Source organism: Deltaproteobacteria bacterium, assembly GCA_016208165.1.
GTDB lineage: Bacteria > Desulfobacterota > Desulfarculia > JACQYL01 > JACQYL01 > JACQYL01.
The window spans coordinates 1-16,344 of the sequence record JACQYL010000027.1; the positions used below are offsets into that span (position 1 = coordinate 1).

The window sequence follows — 16,344 nt, forward strand, 5'->3', positions numbered from 1 at the left end:
GACTCAAACAGATACAGAAATGGAGGCTTGCGGCTTATCTACGCCACGTACTCAAAGGCAGAAGGTTGGGTACAGTCTCACAAGCCTCCCCACCCGGGTAGCTAATCCGGATGGTTTAAATATAATATACAAGGTTGGGTTGAGCAAAGCGAAACCCAACAATTTCGAGCACATAGGCCGCTGGATGCCGTGTCATAGGACACGTTGGGTTACGCTCGCGTTGCTCGCTAACCCAAGGTTTTCTTGACTACCACCAGGAGATGTTCTTGTCGTTTTCAAAAACGAGGCGGATGATTTTTGTGTAGTCCGGCTCGCCCTCGTACATCTTTTCAACCGTGGTTTCGTTACCTTCGGAGACGGCGTCCATCAACTTTTGGGTGGTGTCATCCGGCTCCGACTTGAGTAGATGCAACAGTTTCATGAGGTCCCTCGTCTAGAACGGAATGATCAGGTCCATTTCTTTGAGCTTTTGGCCCAGTTCATCCATGGTGATGGGCTGGAAGCCGTTCTCGATGTTCTTGGGGTGATTCGAATAATAGACGCAATCCATGTCTTCGAGCCATTCGAGGTTCTCTTTCATGGCTTCCGTCATGTCCACTTCGTGATCCAGGACAAAGGTGTGCACCCAGAAATTCTCGACGGAGAGTCCCAGGCTCGAGCGAACGCCTTCCCAGTCGTTCTTCTTCTCCCGGATGATGAATGCTACGTGTTTGATGTCTTCCATTACATTCGTCCCCCGTCTACATCACGACATAGCGGTCGCATTCTTCGATCATGGCCCCATTTCTGGCTTGCGTGGCAAAGCCTGTTTCGGGGACCCCAGGGGCCGGTTTTCCTTTCAACCCCTGAGCTTCGTATCCTACGTTGCACAGCGACAGATTGGCTTTCGTCTTTGACAGTTCAATGAACTCGGGAACCTGGGTGAGCAAGACGCCGGTATGCGTCAGGAACACATTAACGTCGATACCTTCTTTTTCCGCCGCTTTGACCAGGCCGATGACGTGGCGCAAGTACTTGTCTGAACGGACGAGAATGCCCAATGTCTTGGCCATGCGATCCTCCTTAACCTACCTTGAGGTAAAAACGAATGAATCCCTCGTCCTCTTTGGTTCCCAGCAGTTGGTGCCCGCCCTTTTTCACGAATGCGGGTATGTCGTTTTTGGTACCGGGATCGGAGCTGAGGAGTTCCAGGATCTCTCCGGATTTCATCTTCTGCATGGCCTTTTTCGTTTTCAGAATCGGCATGGGGCAACTCAGCCCACGGCAGTCCAGCGTTTCGTTCGGCTTAATGTCTTCCGCCATTATGTGTACCTCCTAGTAAATGATCTATTTTGACCCGAAGAGGGTCCGGCATGGCAGCCCTGTTCTCACATGCGGACTTCGCCGCCGGGACCCGTTCATCCGACCGTTAGAAAACTGTAAATTTGTCCGTCTCCTCGTTCCAGGTGACCAGCAGATAATAAGCGATCACAACGGCCAGAAGGAGAAGAAAAGCCCATACATAACCCATGGATGCCGGCAGGAACACGGACAGTCCGATCCTGTTGACGAGCCCCGTGACGTTGAGAAACTTGGAAAAAAGCGAACCGACCAGGGTGAACGCGATCAGGGCGCACATGAGCTTTACGTGGCCTTCGCCGACCCGCCAAAGTGTTCCGCTGCCGCAGCCTCCGGCCACCACCATGCCGACGCCGAAAATGACGCCCCCAAGGAGTCCTCCGAGCCAGAAGCGGTTCATTATATAGGCGCTTTCCGGACGGAAGCCGTTCCACTTGATGAGAGCGAATCCGACGATGCTGATGAGGAGACTGACGGCGATGGCGCGTCCCATCACGCCTTCACCCGTCATGAACGGGTCTCGAAAGCCGCGAACAAAGCAAAACCGCGTCCGCTGAATCACCAGACCGAAGGCCATTCCGAACAGAAGCAGTCCTCCCAGGTTGATAAAGGCTCGTTTGGAGTACATGTAGGCCATGAAGATGCCTGCGGCGAACACGAGAACACCGATCCACGGTTGAGTCACTTTCCAGTCAAACTTGCCCTCCGTGGAGCCTTTGGAAACCGTCGCTCCGGATTTGGCCGGGAACTTCTCGAGTTCCCAGAGCAAGTACCTCAGACCGAGGTAGGCTCCGGCCAAGAGGCCCACCATCATGGCCAAGCCGCTGGCGGAAAAAGCGCTCACGGACGTATAGAATCCGCCCACGTTGCACCCGCCGGCAAGGCTGGCCCCTACGCCCATGAATGAACCGCCCACGAATCCCTTGATAATCTCGAGTCCGGGCGCCATGCGTATGGCGAACTGTTTCGAAAGCAATGCGGATCCCAAGGCGCCAAATACCAAACCGAAACTCAGGATGGATGAGGTCGATAAAACAGGATCCAGACCCGGCGTGCCGTACAGCCCGAGGGAGCTGAATACCCAGTCACCCCAAACGCGAATTCCGCCGAACACGCCCCAAGGCCTGTCCCACGCGAAACATAGCACGCTTAAAATCCCGATCCAGATGCCGCCTGTCATAGGAGGCCATTGTTCAGCAAAAACGAGATCGTATCCTTCTTTGAACTTCTGTTTCATAACACCCGACATGCGAGGCCTCCAGAGTTAACAACCTTCATCTTGACCAATCTTGAACTTGGGCGCCGGCTGGGGGGCAGCGGGAGGAGCGGCAGGCGGCTGAGGAGCAGCCGGAGCAGTCATGGTTTCCTTTTCCGACGCACCAGGCGCGAGAGCAGGAGTTTCGGCGGGCTGGGTCGGACGAACCATGTATTTGCCTTCTTTCTTCATCTGGTCCGCAGCAGCGTAAAACGAGGCCAGGTCGTACCAGTTCCATGGTTTCGGGTTGTATGGGTCCGTCTGCACGGCGGTCTGAAAGTAGTATTTCGCTTCCTCGTAGCGAGCGCGATCGAGGGCGTCTTTTCCATAGCGGATCAGCAGGGCGCATTTCTCTTTGTCCACCTTGTACGTTTCGGCCTCCTGGGCTCGAGCCTGGAATTCGAACAACACCGCTCCGCAGGCTAAGGTGAAGCAGAACAGAAGCACCAGCGCAACCTGTTTCTTCATAAGTGGTCCTCCCAAAAGATAAAAAGTGCGTTTTTCAAACAGTGAGTTACTATAAACATCGCCAGGGAGAATATCAAGAGGGGTTTGTGAAAATGGGAAAGCAAGAGGTTTTGGCGCGCGGAGACGTCAAACTTGAAATACCCAGGGGCGCGCCTGCCTTTGAGGCCGTCTCATAATTTCAGAAACGTCCTTCCGGACGAATGCAGCAAGATCCGGAGTCCAGGCGATCCCGGATCCTGGCTCGCGTCCCGTTTTGCGGGGCGTGGCCGGGATGACGAATTATGAAACAGTCTCGTTTGCCGGAAGCCCGGCCCAACGCCTGAATGAGCGGGTACTTGTTTCGATGCCGGTGCGAACGTCGGCGGCGCGTTCAAGCCTTGAGGCGGAGACTGAGATCTCCGCACAGCACTCGATGCTGCATTCCGCTCTCATCCTCGAGAATGAGGGCGCCTTCGTCGTCTATGGTGAGGGCCCTACCCAAAAGGGCCTGATCCGCCGAACGAACTTCCACCTGCCGTCCGATGACCGTAGAGTAGGAGTTCCAAAGCGCTTTCAGTCCGTGGTCTTCTCCCCGGATTAATCTGTCATACCACACGTCCATGCGGGACAGGATTTTTCCCAGGAGTTCGAGCCTGGAAACGGTATGGCCCACCTCGGCCCGGACGCTCGTGGCCACATTCCGGATCTCGGGATACTCTTCCGGATCCATGTTCACGTTCAGTCCGATGCCTACCACCACGTATTCCACGGCTTCTCCTGCGACGGAGAATTCCGTCAGCAGGCCGGCCAATTTTCTAGGGCCCAAGTATACATCGTTGGGCCATTTGATGCCGGGATCGAGTGAAGTCAGGTCGCGTACCGCCTCCACTATGGACACCGAGGCGGTCATGTTCAGCCGGAACACTCTCTGGGGAGGGATATTGGGTCTTAAGACCATCGAGAACAACAGGTTGGCGCCCTTGGGAGACAGCCAGGTGCGATTCAGCCTTCCGCGGCCTCCGGTTTGGCTTTCAGCAACGACCAGGGCGCCGTCCCGGGCTCCCTCGATGGCGGCCTCCTTGGCCGTAAGATTGGTCGAGTGGAGCGAATCGAAGTACCGGATGTCTCGGGCGAGGATACGCGTGTCGGAATGACGGCGAATCAGCGCCGGGAAGAGAAGGTCGGGCGTCCGAACGACGCGGTAGCCGCGCCTGGGCTCGGCCTCGATACCGTATCCCATCCGTATCAACTTCCGGATGGCCTTCCACACGGCGGTACGCGATATGCCCAAGGTCTCGGCCAAAACGTTGCCGGATACCGGCGCGGACCGATCCAGGAGGACCTCGATAATCTGCTCGTGTCGTTCCATATCTGGAATGCCTACTTGATTTGTTGAGTTCATATCAAGCCTTTTTGCGCGATCGGCGGGCTTCGTCGAGGGTGCATCCTGAAGTTTCCGCTATCGACACAGGATGCATTTTGCAACATCTCAAAAGGAATAAACATATGCCGTGTGAAAAAGTCCTTATAAAATTCATAGGTTGAGTCTTGATGAAGAAGCAGATTTTTTTGGCACATATGTTGCTCTGCCTGAGTGCGGCTCCGTTTCGGGAGCCTCAGGCGCTGGGACTGATGGGTATGAAATAACCCGTCCAGCGCCGGAATACGCCAAAAAGGCATAAAGGAGAAACGCCTATGCAAGGAAAAGTTGCAATACCTTCAATGGCGCCGGGGGGACTGGACGCCGTTCGTTCCGGACATTTTGGACACTGCGATGCCTTCACATTGGTTCACGTGGAAGGGGATTTCATCAAAGAAGTCCAGATCGTCGCCAACCAGGAGCACGTTCAGGGCGGATGCATGGTGCCCGTCAATCTGCTCGCTTCTTATAGTGTGAATGCGATCATCGTAGGCGGTATCGGTATGAGGCCCCTCATGGGGTTTCGTCAGGCGGGCATCCAGGTCTATTTTGATGCCGAAGAACCTAACATTCGGCCGGTGGTCGAGCAATGGATGAAGGGGATGCTGCCCGAAATCTCGGACCAGCAGGTCTGCGGCGCCCACTTATAGAGCCTTCTCTCGTCGCGGACGCGCCGTTTGTATCCTCGGGAGCGAAAAATTGGAATTGCAAACGCGGACATGAGGGGGTAGTTTTAGGTCCATGGGACTGATAGGTCTCGGCTGATTTCTCATAGGGACAAATGGATGGAAGAGTATGGAGAGTGCAAAGAAGATGGACCCTGATATGGCCCGAATGCTTTCGGAAACCGGCTATTCGGATAAAGCGATCCGATACCTCGAAGATACGCCGGGCCTGGGGATTTTGGAGAACGCGGATCACGTCACGGATCTGGTGGGACCCTGTGGAGACTCCATGAAATTGTCGCTGGACGTCGACGGGGGAATCATCCGTGACGCTCGAATTCAAGTTTTGGGATGTCCGGGAGCGATAGCGTCCGGATGCGCTCTGGTCAGCCTGGCCAAAGGCAGGTCCATGGAGGATGCGCGGAAATTGACCATAGAGGACCTTTACGCGGAAGTCGAGAGGTTGCCGGAGAAGAAGATCCACTGCGCGCGTCTGGTCCTGAAAACATTGCACAAGGCGGTAGACGAGTACGTACAAAAGCAAACCGATAAAGGTGAACGGAAATGAAAATCGCCGTATCGTCGAAGGGTCCGGATATCACATCCGAGGTAGATCCACGATTTGGCAGAGCGAAATACATACTCGTGGTGGAAACGGACTCCGGTGAAGTGGAAACGCTGGACAATTCGAAAAACGCCGATGCTCTCAGAGGGGCGGGTATTCAAACGGCCGCCTGGGTGGCGGATCGGGGCGCCACCGCACTGATCACGGGTCACTGCGGCCCCAATGCCTTCGAGGTGTTGAAAAAGGCGGGGATCAAAGTGGCCAACAATGCAAGCGGAACGGTCAAACAAACCATCGCTGATTTCCTGGACGGGAAGTTGCCCGTGGCCGATAAAGCGGACGTGGAAGGCGGATGGTAGCCGGCGACCCCGGTACATCCATGAGACCCCTCCCCTATCCGGATCGGACGCGGAGGGTATCAATCGGTCACAAGAGAATCCGCCGGCAAACTGCCGTATGCGAAAATCGGTTGACGAAATCGTTATGAAGAAAACTCCGGAGATTCGGGTTCTGGTAGTGGAACCGAATCGAGATATTGCGGACTGGATGATGCCCGTGCTGGAAGACCGCGGCTACGGGGTGGACTTCTGTACTCAGGCGGACGAAGCCGTTCAACGTATACGGAACAACAGGTACGACCTGGTGCTGGTTCACGATGAAGTCGAGATATGGCCGGGGAGAGATCTTGTGAAGGAAGTGGTCCGGGTTTCTCCTTTTACCTGTTGTGGTGTGATCACCGACATGGATGCGAACGAAATTCACGACCGTATGGAAAGCCTGGGCATCGTGGGCCACGTGGGGACGAAGCCGGACCCGGAGACGTTGAACACCCTTTTGGACGGTTTCGAGTCCATCTGGAAATTAACCGTTCCCACCGCGGGTTCGTTGGCTCGCTGAGACTGAATCCCTTCCGTATCACCCCCCTTCATTGTTTATGTTGATCTCGGCGATCCCGGGAATTTTCCTCTTGCTCCGCATACACCGCGCCGGGACGCAGTAACGGAAAGCCCCTTTTGAATCCCCTGCTAAGTATTTTCCACGCCAACCAACTTCCTTTTTTATAAGGATTCTGTGTCCGCGGGAACGAGCGGTGTGTTAGAATGTTTGATTATGCAGGATAAGACCGGAAGAATGCATTTCCAATGACTAAAAGGAGGGCGAGGCTCATGTCGGAGAAAGGCATGCCCAAGTGGTTCGACACCATACGGACAAGGCACAAAGCGTATATGGAAGCGGTTGAAGAACTAGGCAAGGCGGCGCACAAGGAAGGGCCCCTGAATGAGAAGACCGCCCACCTGATTCAACTGGGCGCTGCTACGGCCTTGCGATCCGAGGGCGCGGTCCACAGTCATGTCCGAAGGGCGCTCCAATCTGGAGCCTCCCCGGACGAAATCCGCCATGCCATTATTCTGGTGACCAGTACGATTGGATTTCCCACAGTGTCGGCTGCCTTGAGCTGGGCGGAGGATGTAATCACGTCTCAAGGAAACTGAGTCCAAAAGCCGAACTTGCGAAAGGCCGTTGTCGGTCGATTCGCAGGCCTCGCCTTGGGGCTGCGAGGGATCGCTTTCCCTCTTTTAATCAGGAAAAGGAAGAGATTTCATCCACTCTCGGACGCGCAGGCGGAGAGGTCTCATTCCGCCGAGGGAAGTCTTGAATGATCTCCCTTGGACCTTGTCCGGATTTCCTATTGAACCCCTTTCAGGTCGCCGCCGCTCCCCGAGCCGACTCCCGGGTGAGGGGTTTTCCGAAAAGGGTGGGGCGCCTCCCGCAGAGAGGTCGTACAGGCAGCTTTCGGAGGGGTGCTTCTCGCCTGCCGATCCATCGCCGTTCGTCACCGGTAACCTTCCGTTTTTGCATGTCTACCGATCCGATCCGGAGATCTGCCGCGAAGAACGATGGACAGGTGCGTGGCAAGAAATGAATGGCCATTCATGCCAAGTTCCGCTATAGTATGCATTTAAGTCTCGAAACATCCTCTCGAATTTGAAGATAGTGTTGAAGCGATGGTAAAGGAGGATTTAGTGAAAAAGAAGACAGATATAGTTTTGGTGTCGGGCGCGCGAACCCCCATAGGAAAGTTCGGCGGCGGCCTGGCCGCACTCCGTGCATTTGAATTGGCCGGATCCGGCATGCGAGAAGGCCCTCGGTCTCAACCGGGACATTGTCAATGTGAACGGTAGCGGAATCGGTCTCGGCCATCCAGTGGGATGCACCGGAGCGCGAATCATGATTTCGCTTCTTAGTGAAATGAGCAGAAGATCAAACCAATTGGGCCTGGACACGCTCTGCGTGGGAGGAGGCATGGGAGCGGCTGTTATCCTGGAGGCGGAATAGCACTGCACTCGACCGCAACGTGTTCGATGCAGCATCTGATGGAAACGTGGTCCGGTGAACCGGAGCACGTTTCAGGCGTCTCCGACGCCGAAGACGTCATCCTGGTTATTAGGAAAAGAGGATCGGGGAAGAAACGAGTAGCCTTCGAGTGAACGGCTTTCCTTCGCCGGGGGTTCACGTGAATACGTGCGACCTTTGCCTGCAGCGGCGGAGGCGTTCTTCCCTGTTCGTCGAAGGGGTGTTGAACATCCTCGAGTGAAGACAAAGGTTGTACTCGGTGAGATGAATGTCCTTCAACATGGTGAGAACCCGAGGAGGAGATCATGCAAGGAATGAAGGTGGATCTTGCAGGTAAGGTGGCTGTGGTGACAGGAGGAACCCGCGGTCTGGGAAAAGCCCTGGCGCTGGCCTTAGGCCGTTCGGGAGCCAAGGTGGCTGTTTTCGGTCGCAAACAGGAAAATGTGGACGCCGCCCTGGAGGAATTTCAAGCCGCGGGCATCGAGTCGATGGGCATGACGGCCAAGGTGGGGGACACCCAACAGATCTCGGAAGTGTTCGCGGCGGTTAGGGAGAGGTTACAAGGTATAGACATACTGGTTAACAATGTGGGAATGAACATTTTCACGCCCATGGTGTCGGAAGCGGACGAGAAGCTTTGGACCAAGACGATCGAGACGAATCTTACAGGCGTCTTCCTCTGCACCAAAGAGGCGGTAAAATCGATGAAGGAACGCGGGGGAGGCAAGATCGTCAATGTGTCCTCCATTGCCGGCCAGAGGGCCACATTCGGTCTCGGCATCTATTGCGTCGCCAAAGCGGGCGTGGATATGCTGACCAAGGTTTTGGCCAAGGAATTGGCCGCCTCGAATATACAGGTAAACGCCGTTGCCCCGAGCGTCATTCGGACGGATTTCAGCAAACCGATGTGGAGCAATGAAAACACCCTCAAACAGATACTGCAAACCCGCCCTCGCCCGCAGGCTGAACGAAAGCGGGCATGAAGTGCATATGCTCGCAAGCCGGTGGAAGTCCGAGGGTGAGAACATCCGCTTCCATCGTGTCGCGGCGCCCCGTGGACCGGCTTTTCTTCAGATTCTCTGGTTTGCGATGGCTTGTAAACGATTGACGTCCGGAAATGAGTATGACATTGTCCACAGCTTCGAGAGGACGTTGGGACAGGATGTCTACAGGGCGGGAGACGGGTGCCACAAAGAATGGCTGATTCAGAGGGCGAAAGCCGATCCTGCCCTGAAACGTGTCTCGTATGGATTTAATCCACTCCATCTGACCTATCTGTATTTGGAAAAAAGGCTTTTTTCCGAGCCGGCCCTAAAAAAGGTCATCGCGAACTCGAACCGGGGCAAGGCTGAGATTATGGCTCACTACGGAGTGGACACCCGCAGGATTCGGGTGATTCACAATGGTTTCAATCCCGACTTGTTGGACGCGCCCTCTGAACCTCTCTCCGTCGGAAACCCAGCGGATCGCTTCGCCTTGTTCGTGGGTTCCGGTTATGAACGAAAGGGCCTTGCCACGGCCATCCAATGTCTGGCTCTACTGGGGGATTCGCGAGTTAAGTTGCTGGTGGTGGGGAAAGATCGTCCCGGCAGATTTGAAAAGCTCGCTTCACGATCAGGAGTGGCGGACCGCGTGCTGTTTTGCGGACCTCAAAAGAACGTAGCGCCCTTTTACAGGCGCGCGAGGTGTTTCATTTTACCCACCCTCTATGAACCTTTCAGCAATGCTTGTCTCGAGGCGGCGGCCTTTGGGTTGCCGGTGGTGACCACCCGGATGAATGGTTTTTCCGAACTCATCAAAGAAGGCGTAAACGGGTACATACTCGAGAACCCGCTGGACATCGCGGCGGCGGCAACCGCACTCGAGAGCGCGATCGAGCAGGGTAGAGTGGCGCCGGGCGAGTTGCCTACGCTGGAGGAAAACGTCAGGAGCACGCTGGAAATTTACGAGGAGATCCTCGAAAGCACATGAAGACGCGTTCGGTCCGGGTGCCCATATTGTACTATCACCGTGTGGACGAGGGACTTCACCCGACCAAGGGAGTGTCTCCTTCGGCTTTCGCGGAACAGATGCGATGGTTGAGCATCCGCGGGTACCAAACAATATCCTTTCGCGAGTTGGCGGCGTTCTTTGACGAGCAAGGCGTTTTACCGCCCAAGCCCGTCATGGTCACGTTTGACGACGGTTATCTGGATAACTATCGAGTTGCCGCCCCCATTCTGAAACAAAACGGTCTTACCGCAACTATTTTTCTTGTTTCCGATTTTATCGGGGAAAGAAGCAGTTGGATTTCCGACCCCGACCAAGTGGTCCCTCTGATGAATCGGGACCAGGTTCGGGAGCTGCACAAGGAAGGTTTCTCCTTCGGTTCCCACACGTGCCGGCATAGTTGTCTGGTGCGCGTGCCTCCCGAGTCAGCGCGGGAAGAGATCTTCCGATCCAAGCAAGACATCGAGAACGTACTGCAGGCCGAAGTGGACGGCTTCTGTTATCCGTATGGCGATTATGACGAATCTTCGGTCGAAATGGTCCGTGATGCGGGCTACAAGGCCGCCCGTGTGGTACATACGGACAACCGGCATGCGAAAAAGGACCTGTTCACGCTTCATTGCGTTAAAGTCAACGGCGCGATCAAGTTGTTGAAATTCGCCTATTACCTTACCGAATGGTACCATCTGGAGAGTTGGCGGGAGCGACGTCGAAAAGGGTGCGCGTCATGAAACACGTCGCCATGATCGGACCCGAGCTGACCCCCATCCCCCCCATACGAGGCGGAGCTACGGAGAACTGGATAGAGAATGTGTGCCGGCGAATGGGCCGGTATCGTTGTACGGTGTACAGCCCCACCGATCCGGAGTTACCCCGTCGCGAAACCAGAAACGGAGTGGACTACGTCCGGATCGCTTCGGGACGACTGAGTCGCAGGGTGGCTGAGTTGTTTCACCGGCCGGACAACCGATACGTCAAACGAGTGTTGAACCATCTGGAGAAAACGAAGCCCGATCTGGTCCATGTTCAGAACAGACCCTTAATCGCGGCTCACCTGCGCCGTTACCTTCCCTCCCAAGTGCCCATCATTCTACAGATGCACAACCTGTACAATTACCTTGGCAAGTATGAACGTCCCGAGGGTGAGTGGTCCATTCCCGTCGATCTCTTTCTGGCGGTCAGCCGATTTGTTCTAGAGCGGGAGCGGGATCGGCTGGCAAGGGGTGCAAAGCGGTTAGCGGTCTTGCCCAACGGCGTTGACACGGACTGTTACTCGCCTTCCGGAAAAGAGGAGCGAGTTCGCGAACTGAGACGGAGGTACGGGCTCGATGGGAAACGGGTCATACTCTATACGGGGAAGCTGCGGGAAAACAAAGGAGTCAGCGTCCTGTTTCAAGCCATGCGAACCGTTTTCCAGAGCGATGCCTGCAAGGACGTGATGCTGCTGTTGGTGGGCGGCACGCATTTTGGCAGGAATCGAGCCGATCGTAAGACGGATTATTACAGGCGCCTGATGCAGATGATCTCGAACCATGAACATCGGGTCGTAATCACGGGGTTCGTCCGACCCGATGAAATGCATTTCTACTACGGCCTTGGAGACCTCTGCGTATGCCCTTCCCAGCTGGAAGAGGGATTTCCTTCGGTTCTGCTCGAAGCCATGGCGGCGCGACTGCCGGTCGTGACGACTCGTCTGGGAGGTATCCCGGAACTGGTCTCCCACGAAAGAACGGGCATACTCATGGACAGCGCCGACGATTCGAACGAACTGGCCGTGCGAATTTTGGAGTTGCTCGCACGCCGGGATGAATGCCTGCGTCTGGGCGCAAATGCGAGGGAAGAAGTGGTCCGGAATTTCTCATGGCCCGTGGTGGCTGAAAAAACGGAATCTACCTACGACGAATTGATGGAAAGCAAGAAGTGGGACTCTGGAACAAGACCGTTCTAGCGGGTACTCGAGCTTATTTCAAACGTCAAGTGAAGAAAAGGCCGCTGATTCCGCTCTCCTGTCGCAACTTGGATTCGATACGGCGAATTCTGCTCGTTTCGAATACCGCCATAGGGGATACTCTCCTTTCCACGCCTGCCATACGGGCCGTGAAGAAGTCCTATCCGGACCGCCATGTGGGACTGGTATGTGACGCGCGCTACCAGTCGCTCGTGCACCGTAATCCGCATATCGATCAGATTCATCTGTCCAGAAGCAAGTTTTACGGTATGAAAAGCCTGATCCGGGAACTGCGGGACGTCGGCTACGACGTCGCCGTAATTCTACACGGGAACGATCCGGAGTCCGTTCCCATGTGCTATCTCGCGGGAACGGAAACCATCATCGGTATGGGCACCAGCAAGTTCAGGTTTCTGACGTCCGACCCTGTCGATATCGTGGATCCGTTTCTGCACACCATCGAACGAAGGTTGGAACTGGTCCGACGCATAGGGGCGGAGGCTCACGGCGTCCACATGGATTTGGTGACTTCGCCGGAAACGGATGTCGCCGCCGCCGAGATCGTGAGACGTCACCTTGGGAACATAAAAGGACCGCTGGTTGGGCTTCATCCGGCCGGCTCCGGCTCCTACAAGTGGTGGCCCTGGAAACGGTTCGTCGAAATCGCCGACCGCTTGACGGCGGAATACGAGGCCGGCTTCATTGTATTCTGTGGCGCCCGGGAGGCCGATTTGGGCGACAGCATCGCTCGGGCCATTCGTGCTCCTTCTTTTGCCACCAACGGTCTCTATGACCTTTCCGTTGTAGCGGGAATGCTGAAACAGTGTGACTTGCTCGTAACCACCGACAGTGGGCCCATGCACATGGGGTTCTCTCTCGAGGTGCCTACCCTGGCCCTCATAGGCGCGGACCACCCTGCTCGCATCGGACCATACAGGGTTGGTCAGGTCGAAGTGTTGTATCGGAAAGAGGAGGTGTGCGCGGAACCCAAGTGTACGAATCGGAAGTGCCCGGACAACGTGTGCCTCAAGGCCATTGAAGTGGACGATGTGTGGGAACGGATTTCGACTCGTTTTCGAGCGATTCTGAACAATGGTCGGACGAAGGAGATTCTTTGATATCTTTTCCTTGATTTTCGAATCTCATTTGAATAGATAGGAGGGCGGTACAGGGAAACAGCATCAGGAGGTGAGTTTTGAGTTCGCCGCGCGTTCCGCCTCCGGCCAAGCTTGTGGCGAGTATCCTGGGGAACGCTGATGAAAACATACTGAAGGCCGGAGAGCAACTCGAAAAGGAATTCGGCCCTGCCGATTTCGTCAGCGATGTTGGTCCGTTTGAGTGGACGGATTATTATTCATCGGAAATGGGCGCCCCGCTGGTCCGAAGGTTTTTTTCTTTTGATCGGCTCGTGCAGGCGGATCGGCTGCCCGAAATTAAATGGCTGACGAACGATCTCGAACAAGCGCTTTCCCTTTCGGGAAGAAGGACCGTCAATATAGACCCGGGCCTATTGACGCAGGGAAGCTTGGTTTTGGCCACGGGCAAGGAACGCGCCCATAGGATTTATCTTGGCAGGAGCATTTTTGCGGATTTGACATTAATGTATCAGAGTAAATCATATCACCCTCTCCCTTGGACTTACCCCGATTACGCTCGCGAAGAGGTTATCACGTATATGAACCGCATCCGCAGAACGTACGGACAGCAGCTAAAGGCTCTGAGAACGGTTTCCGAATCATGAAAAGCATGACCGCGTTTTCACGAGAATCCGTTTTATTGGACGGAGTCGAGTACACACTCGAGATTCGTACGGTAAACGGTCGGTTTCGGGATATTTCAGTTCGTCTTCCTTTCCATTTGAGAGAGCTGGAGGACCAGATCCGGCAGGCGGTCAGCACGCGGATTGATCGCGGCAGGATTCAGCTTTCGCTGACCTCGGCAGGCCTGGAAACGAATAAACCAAATCTTCAGGTCAACTTGGGACTCGCCCGGCAGTATCTGGACGGATTCGCCCTGCTGAGAAAAGAATTGCAAATTCCGGGCGACATCGACCTTGCTTTGTTCGGGCGTCTGAAAGACATTTTGGTAGTGCAGCCCCCCGAAGAAGATTTGGAGAGGGTTTGGGAGAGCCTGTCCGAGGGTTTGAATCGGGCGCTGGACTCTATTAACCGGATGCGATTGCGGGAGGGGCAGACCATTTCCGAAGATCTGTCACACCGCGTGCAGATGATCTCGGACCTTACGGAGCACATCAAAGGGCGTTCGGAAGTAGTTACGCGTGTCTATGTCGAGAAAATGACCGAACGCATTAAAGAGCTTACCAGCGGTCTCGAGGCGGACAAGGACCGTATCATCCAGGAAGCGGCCTTTATGGCTGAAAAATGTGACATCACGGAGGAAGTGGTTCGAATCGGAAGTCATGTCCGCCAGTTCAAAACTCTGATGAATCGTGAAGAGCCCTCAGGGCGAAAACTCGAGTTTCTTATTCAGGAGTTGCATCGTGAAATCAACACGATCGGCTCGAAAGCCCAGGATGCGGAAATTGCTCATTGGGTCGTGGACGCTAAAAGTGAAATTGAGAAGTTACGCGAACAAATCCAGAATGTGGAATAGCTAGGAGGAATACGATGGCTGGCCGGCTTTTGAATATCGGTTTTGGAAATTCTGTTGTGGCGGATCGAGTTGTGGCTATAGTGGCGCCCGGTTCTGCGCCTATGAAGCGATTGAGAGAAGAGGCCAAGAAGGAGAAACGCCTGGTGGATGCGACCCAGGGACGAAAGACACGTTCCATTGTCATAACGGATTCGAATCATATCGTGCTTTCCGCCGTCCAGGCTGAAACCATTGCACAGAGGTTTAACAACGATCTGTTGAAGATGGCTGCGGAAGAGGACTAATGTCCCTCAAGGGCTGTCTATTTATCGTCTCGGCTCCCTCGGGAGCCGGGAAAACCACGTTGTGCCGCAGATTGATTGAGGCCGTGGACAAACTCGAGTATTCAATCTCGTATACTACACGAGAGAGGAGATCGGGAGAAGTCGAAGGGGTCGACTACCACTTCGTCTCAAAAGAGGAATTCGAGAAACTGATCAAAATGAATGCCATGGCGGAGTGGGCTTGCGTGTATGGCGAGCACTACGGAACACCCAAATCTGCCGTTGAAACGGTTCTTGACCAGGGAAAGGACCTCTTGGTGGACGTAGACGTTCAAGGAGGGGCTCAACTCAAACGGCTTTTCCCGGACGCGATTCGCGTTTTTGTGTTGCCTCCTTCCTTGGAAGAACTCGAGAATCGACTCAAAACTCGGGGACGAGACGATCCTGACGCTTTGGCCCAAAGGCTGGCTACGGCGAAGGAAGAAATTGAGGCCGCCCCTGAATACGATTATGCCGTGGTGAATGAACAGCTTCACGAAGCCTTGGGTTGTTTGGTCTCCATCGTTACAGCCTGCCGATGTCGAGCAAGAAGAAATCTGGATCTCATTTCCAGCCTGACCCGCTGAAGGAACCCTCTGAGACGGAGGAAGTCGTCTGCGGGTCCCACCCGGTATTGGAAGCGCTTCGCTCGGAATCAAACCGTCTTCAAAAAATATACATTGCGTATGGAAGGCAAGGCGCGAGCATATCGAGAATTCGCGCTCTGGCCAAGCAAGCCGGCGTGTTGGTGACGGAGAAAGATCCCGCCGAATTAAACCGACTGGCGACTGGACGGAGCCATCAGGGCGTGGTGGGAATAGTTCGCCCCTTTGAAGCGGCGTCGCTTGACGACATGCTCCGGCTGGCGAAGGCCAAATCCGAGCCGCCTTTGATCATCGTTATCGACCGCATTCACGATCCGCAGAATTTGGGATCCCTCATCAGGACGGCTAATGGCGCCGGGGCGCACGGAGTCATCGTGTCCCTGCGCGATTCGTGCCCCATTACCACGACAGTGAGCCGAGTTTCCGCAGGCGCACTGGAGCACACGCTGGTCGCCCAAGTGTCGAATCTGGTCAGATCGGTTGAGCGCTTGAAAGAATCGGGGCTTTGGGTGTACGGAGCTGCGCCCGAAGCCGACACCATCCTTTACGAAATAGACCTCGCATCACCGGTTGCTTTGGTCATTGGAAGTGAGGGAAAAGGGATTCGACCCCTTTTGAAGCGATCCTGCGACGCGCTTTTTCGGATTCCGATGTACGGTCGAGTGGCATCCCTGAATGCTTCGGTCAGCGGAGCCATCGTTTTGTTCGAGACTCAAAGGCAGAGATCGGCTTCACGAAAATCATCAACAACTCGTGCGTGATACCGAAACTGCGTTGGGATACCATATCCGCGGCAGGGACCGATGCGCGATCTGTTTCAGGCGCAAGAGCCGCCTAATGCC

22 protein-coding genes and 1 pseudogene are annotated in these 16,344 nt (G+C 55.0%); 16 read left to right on the forward strand and 7 right to left on the reverse strand.

Going from position 1 to position 16,344, the window contains the following annotated elements:
* Positions 1-247: 247 nt before the first annotated feature.
* The 7 genes from HY788_05655 to HY788_05685 all read right to left on the reverse strand — a co-directional run bounded on the left by HY788_05655 (position 248) and on the right by HY788_05685 (position 4,409).
* A complete protein-coding gene (locus HY788_05655) occupies positions 248-421 on the reverse strand; it encodes a hypothetical protein (protein MBI4773655.1) in 174 nt (57 codons plus the stop codon).
* A gap of 12 nt (positions 422-433) precedes the next feature.
* The gene (locus HY788_05660) at positions 434-724 is read right to left on the reverse strand and encodes a hypothetical protein (protein MBI4773656.1); all 291 of its coding nucleotides are present in this window, start codon (positions 722-724) and stop codon (positions 434-436) included.
* Between the two features lie 16 nt (positions 725-740).
* Complete coding sequence (locus HY788_05665) at positions 741-1,052, reverse strand: hypothetical protein (protein MBI4773657.1); 312 nt, start codon at positions 1,050-1,052, stop codon at positions 741-743.
* Positions 1,053-1,062: 10 nt separating this feature from the next.
* The gene (locus HY788_05670) at positions 1,063-1,302 is read right to left on the reverse strand and encodes a sulfurtransferase TusA family protein (GenBank protein MBI4773658.1); all 240 of its coding nucleotides are present in this window, start codon (positions 1,300-1,302) and stop codon (positions 1,063-1,065) included.
* A gap of 106 nt (positions 1,303-1,408) precedes the next feature.
* The gene (locus HY788_05675) at positions 1,409-2,587 is read right to left on the reverse strand and encodes a YeeE/YedE family protein (GenBank protein MBI4773659.1); all 1,179 of its coding nucleotides are present in this window, start codon (positions 2,585-2,587) and stop codon (positions 1,409-1,411) included.
* A 15-nt stretch (positions 2,588-2,602) separates the two neighbouring features.
* Positions 2,603-3,061: a hypothetical protein gene (locus HY788_05680; protein ID MBI4773660.1), complete on the reverse strand. Its 459-nt coding sequence runs from the start codon at positions 3,059-3,061 to the stop codon at positions 2,603-2,605.
* 370 nt (positions 3,062-3,431) lie between these two features.
* A complete protein-coding gene (locus HY788_05685) occupies positions 3,432-4,409 on the reverse strand; it encodes a biotin--[acetyl-CoA-carboxylase] ligase (GenBank protein ID MBI4773661.1) in 978 nt (325 codons plus the stop codon).
* Positions 4,410-4,762: 353 nt separating this feature from the next.
* Between HY788_05685 and HY788_05690 the strand changes: the two genes are divergently transcribed.
* The 16 genes and pseudogenes from HY788_05690 to rlmB all read left to right on the forward strand — a co-directional run bounded on the left by HY788_05690 (position 4,763) and on the right by rlmB (position 16,263).
* Entirely contained in the window at positions 4,763-5,110 is a 348-nt protein-coding gene (locus tag HY788_05690; protein MBI4773662.1) for a dinitrogenase iron-molybdenum cofactor biosynthesis protein, read from the forward strand.
* A 145-nt stretch (positions 5,111-5,255) separates the two neighbouring features.
* A complete protein-coding gene (locus HY788_05695) occupies positions 5,256-5,693 on the forward strand; it encodes an iron-sulfur cluster assembly scaffold protein (GenBank protein MBI4773663.1) in 438 nt (145 codons plus the stop codon).
* A complete protein-coding gene (locus HY788_05700; protein ID MBI4773664.1) occupies positions 5,690-6,049 on the forward strand; it encodes a NifB/NifX family molybdenum-iron cluster-binding protein in 360 nt (119 codons plus the stop codon). The genes HY788_05695 and HY788_05700 overlap by 4 nt, the downstream gene beginning before the upstream one ends.
* Positions 6,050-6,173: 124 nt before the next feature.
* Positions 6,174-6,587 carry a response regulator gene (locus HY788_05705; GenBank protein ID MBI4773665.1) on the forward strand — a complete coding sequence of 138 codons (414 nt, stop codon included), beginning with the start codon at positions 6,174-6,176 and terminating at the stop codon, positions 6,585-6,587.
* A 269-nt stretch (positions 6,588-6,856) separates the two neighbouring features.
* Positions 6,857-7,183 (forward strand): carboxymuconolactone decarboxylase family protein, encoded by a 327-nt coding sequence (locus HY788_05710; GenBank protein MBI4773666.1) that lies wholly within the window; start codon positions 6,857-6,859, stop codon positions 7,181-7,183.
* Positions 7,184-7,820: 637 nt separating this feature from the next.
* Positions 7,821-8,027 (forward strand): annotated as a pseudogene (locus HY788_05715) (acetyl-CoA C-acyltransferase).
* Positions 8,028-8,350: 323 nt separating this feature from the next.
* Positions 8,351-9,028 carry an SDR family oxidoreductase gene (locus HY788_05720; protein MBI4773667.1) on the forward strand — a complete coding sequence of 226 codons (678 nt, stop codon included), beginning with the start codon at positions 8,351-8,353 and terminating at the stop codon, positions 9,026-9,028.
* Entirely contained in the window at positions 8,961-10,016 is a 1,056-nt protein-coding gene (locus tag HY788_05725; protein ID MBI4773668.1) for a glycosyltransferase, read from the forward strand. The genes HY788_05720 and HY788_05725 overlap by 68 nt, the downstream gene beginning before the upstream one ends.
* Positions 10,013-10,765: a polysaccharide deacetylase family protein gene (locus HY788_05730; GenBank protein MBI4773669.1), complete on the forward strand. Its 753-nt coding sequence runs from the start codon at positions 10,013-10,015 to the stop codon at positions 10,763-10,765. The genes HY788_05725 and HY788_05730 overlap by 4 nt, the downstream gene beginning before the upstream one ends.
* Positions 10,762-11,982: a glycosyltransferase family 4 protein gene (locus HY788_05735; protein MBI4773670.1), complete on the forward strand. Its 1,221-nt coding sequence runs from the start codon at positions 10,762-10,764 to the stop codon at positions 11,980-11,982. The genes HY788_05730 and HY788_05735 overlap by 4 nt, the downstream gene beginning before the upstream one ends.
* Complete coding sequence (locus HY788_05740) at positions 11,955-13,100, forward strand: glycosyltransferase family 9 protein (protein ID MBI4773671.1); 1,146 nt, start codon at positions 11,955-11,957, stop codon at positions 13,098-13,100. The genes HY788_05735 and HY788_05740 overlap by 28 nt, the downstream gene beginning before the upstream one ends.
* 77 nt (positions 13,101-13,177) lie before the next feature.
* Entirely contained in the window at positions 13,178-13,723 is a 546-nt protein-coding gene (locus tag HY788_05745) for a DUF4416 family protein (GenBank protein ID MBI4773672.1), read from the forward strand.
* Complete coding sequence (locus HY788_05750) at positions 13,720-14,595, forward strand: YicC family protein (GenBank protein ID MBI4773673.1); 876 nt, start codon at positions 13,720-13,722, stop codon at positions 14,593-14,595. Before HY788_05745 ends, HY788_05750 begins: the two co-directional genes overlap by 4 nt.
* A gap of 14 nt (positions 14,596-14,609) precedes the next feature.
* Complete coding sequence (locus tag HY788_05755; GenBank protein ID MBI4773674.1) at positions 14,610-14,879, forward strand: DUF370 domain-containing protein; 270 nt, start codon at positions 14,610-14,612, stop codon at positions 14,877-14,879.
* Positions 14,879-15,484, forward strand: a complete 606-nt coding sequence (gene gmk, locus HY788_05760; protein MBI4773675.1) for a guanylate kinase — start codon at positions 14,879-14,881, stop codon at positions 15,482-15,484. The genes HY788_05755 and gmk overlap by 1 nt, the downstream gene beginning before the upstream one ends.
* On the forward strand, positions 15,406-16,263 hold the full coding sequence (gene rlmB, locus HY788_05765) for a 23S rRNA (guanosine(2251)-2'-O)-methyltransferase RlmB (protein MBI4773676.1): 858 nt from the start codon (positions 15,406-15,408) through the stop codon (positions 16,261-16,263). Before gmk ends, rlmB begins: the two co-directional genes overlap by 79 nt.
* Positions 16,264-16,344 lie beyond the last annotated feature (81 nt).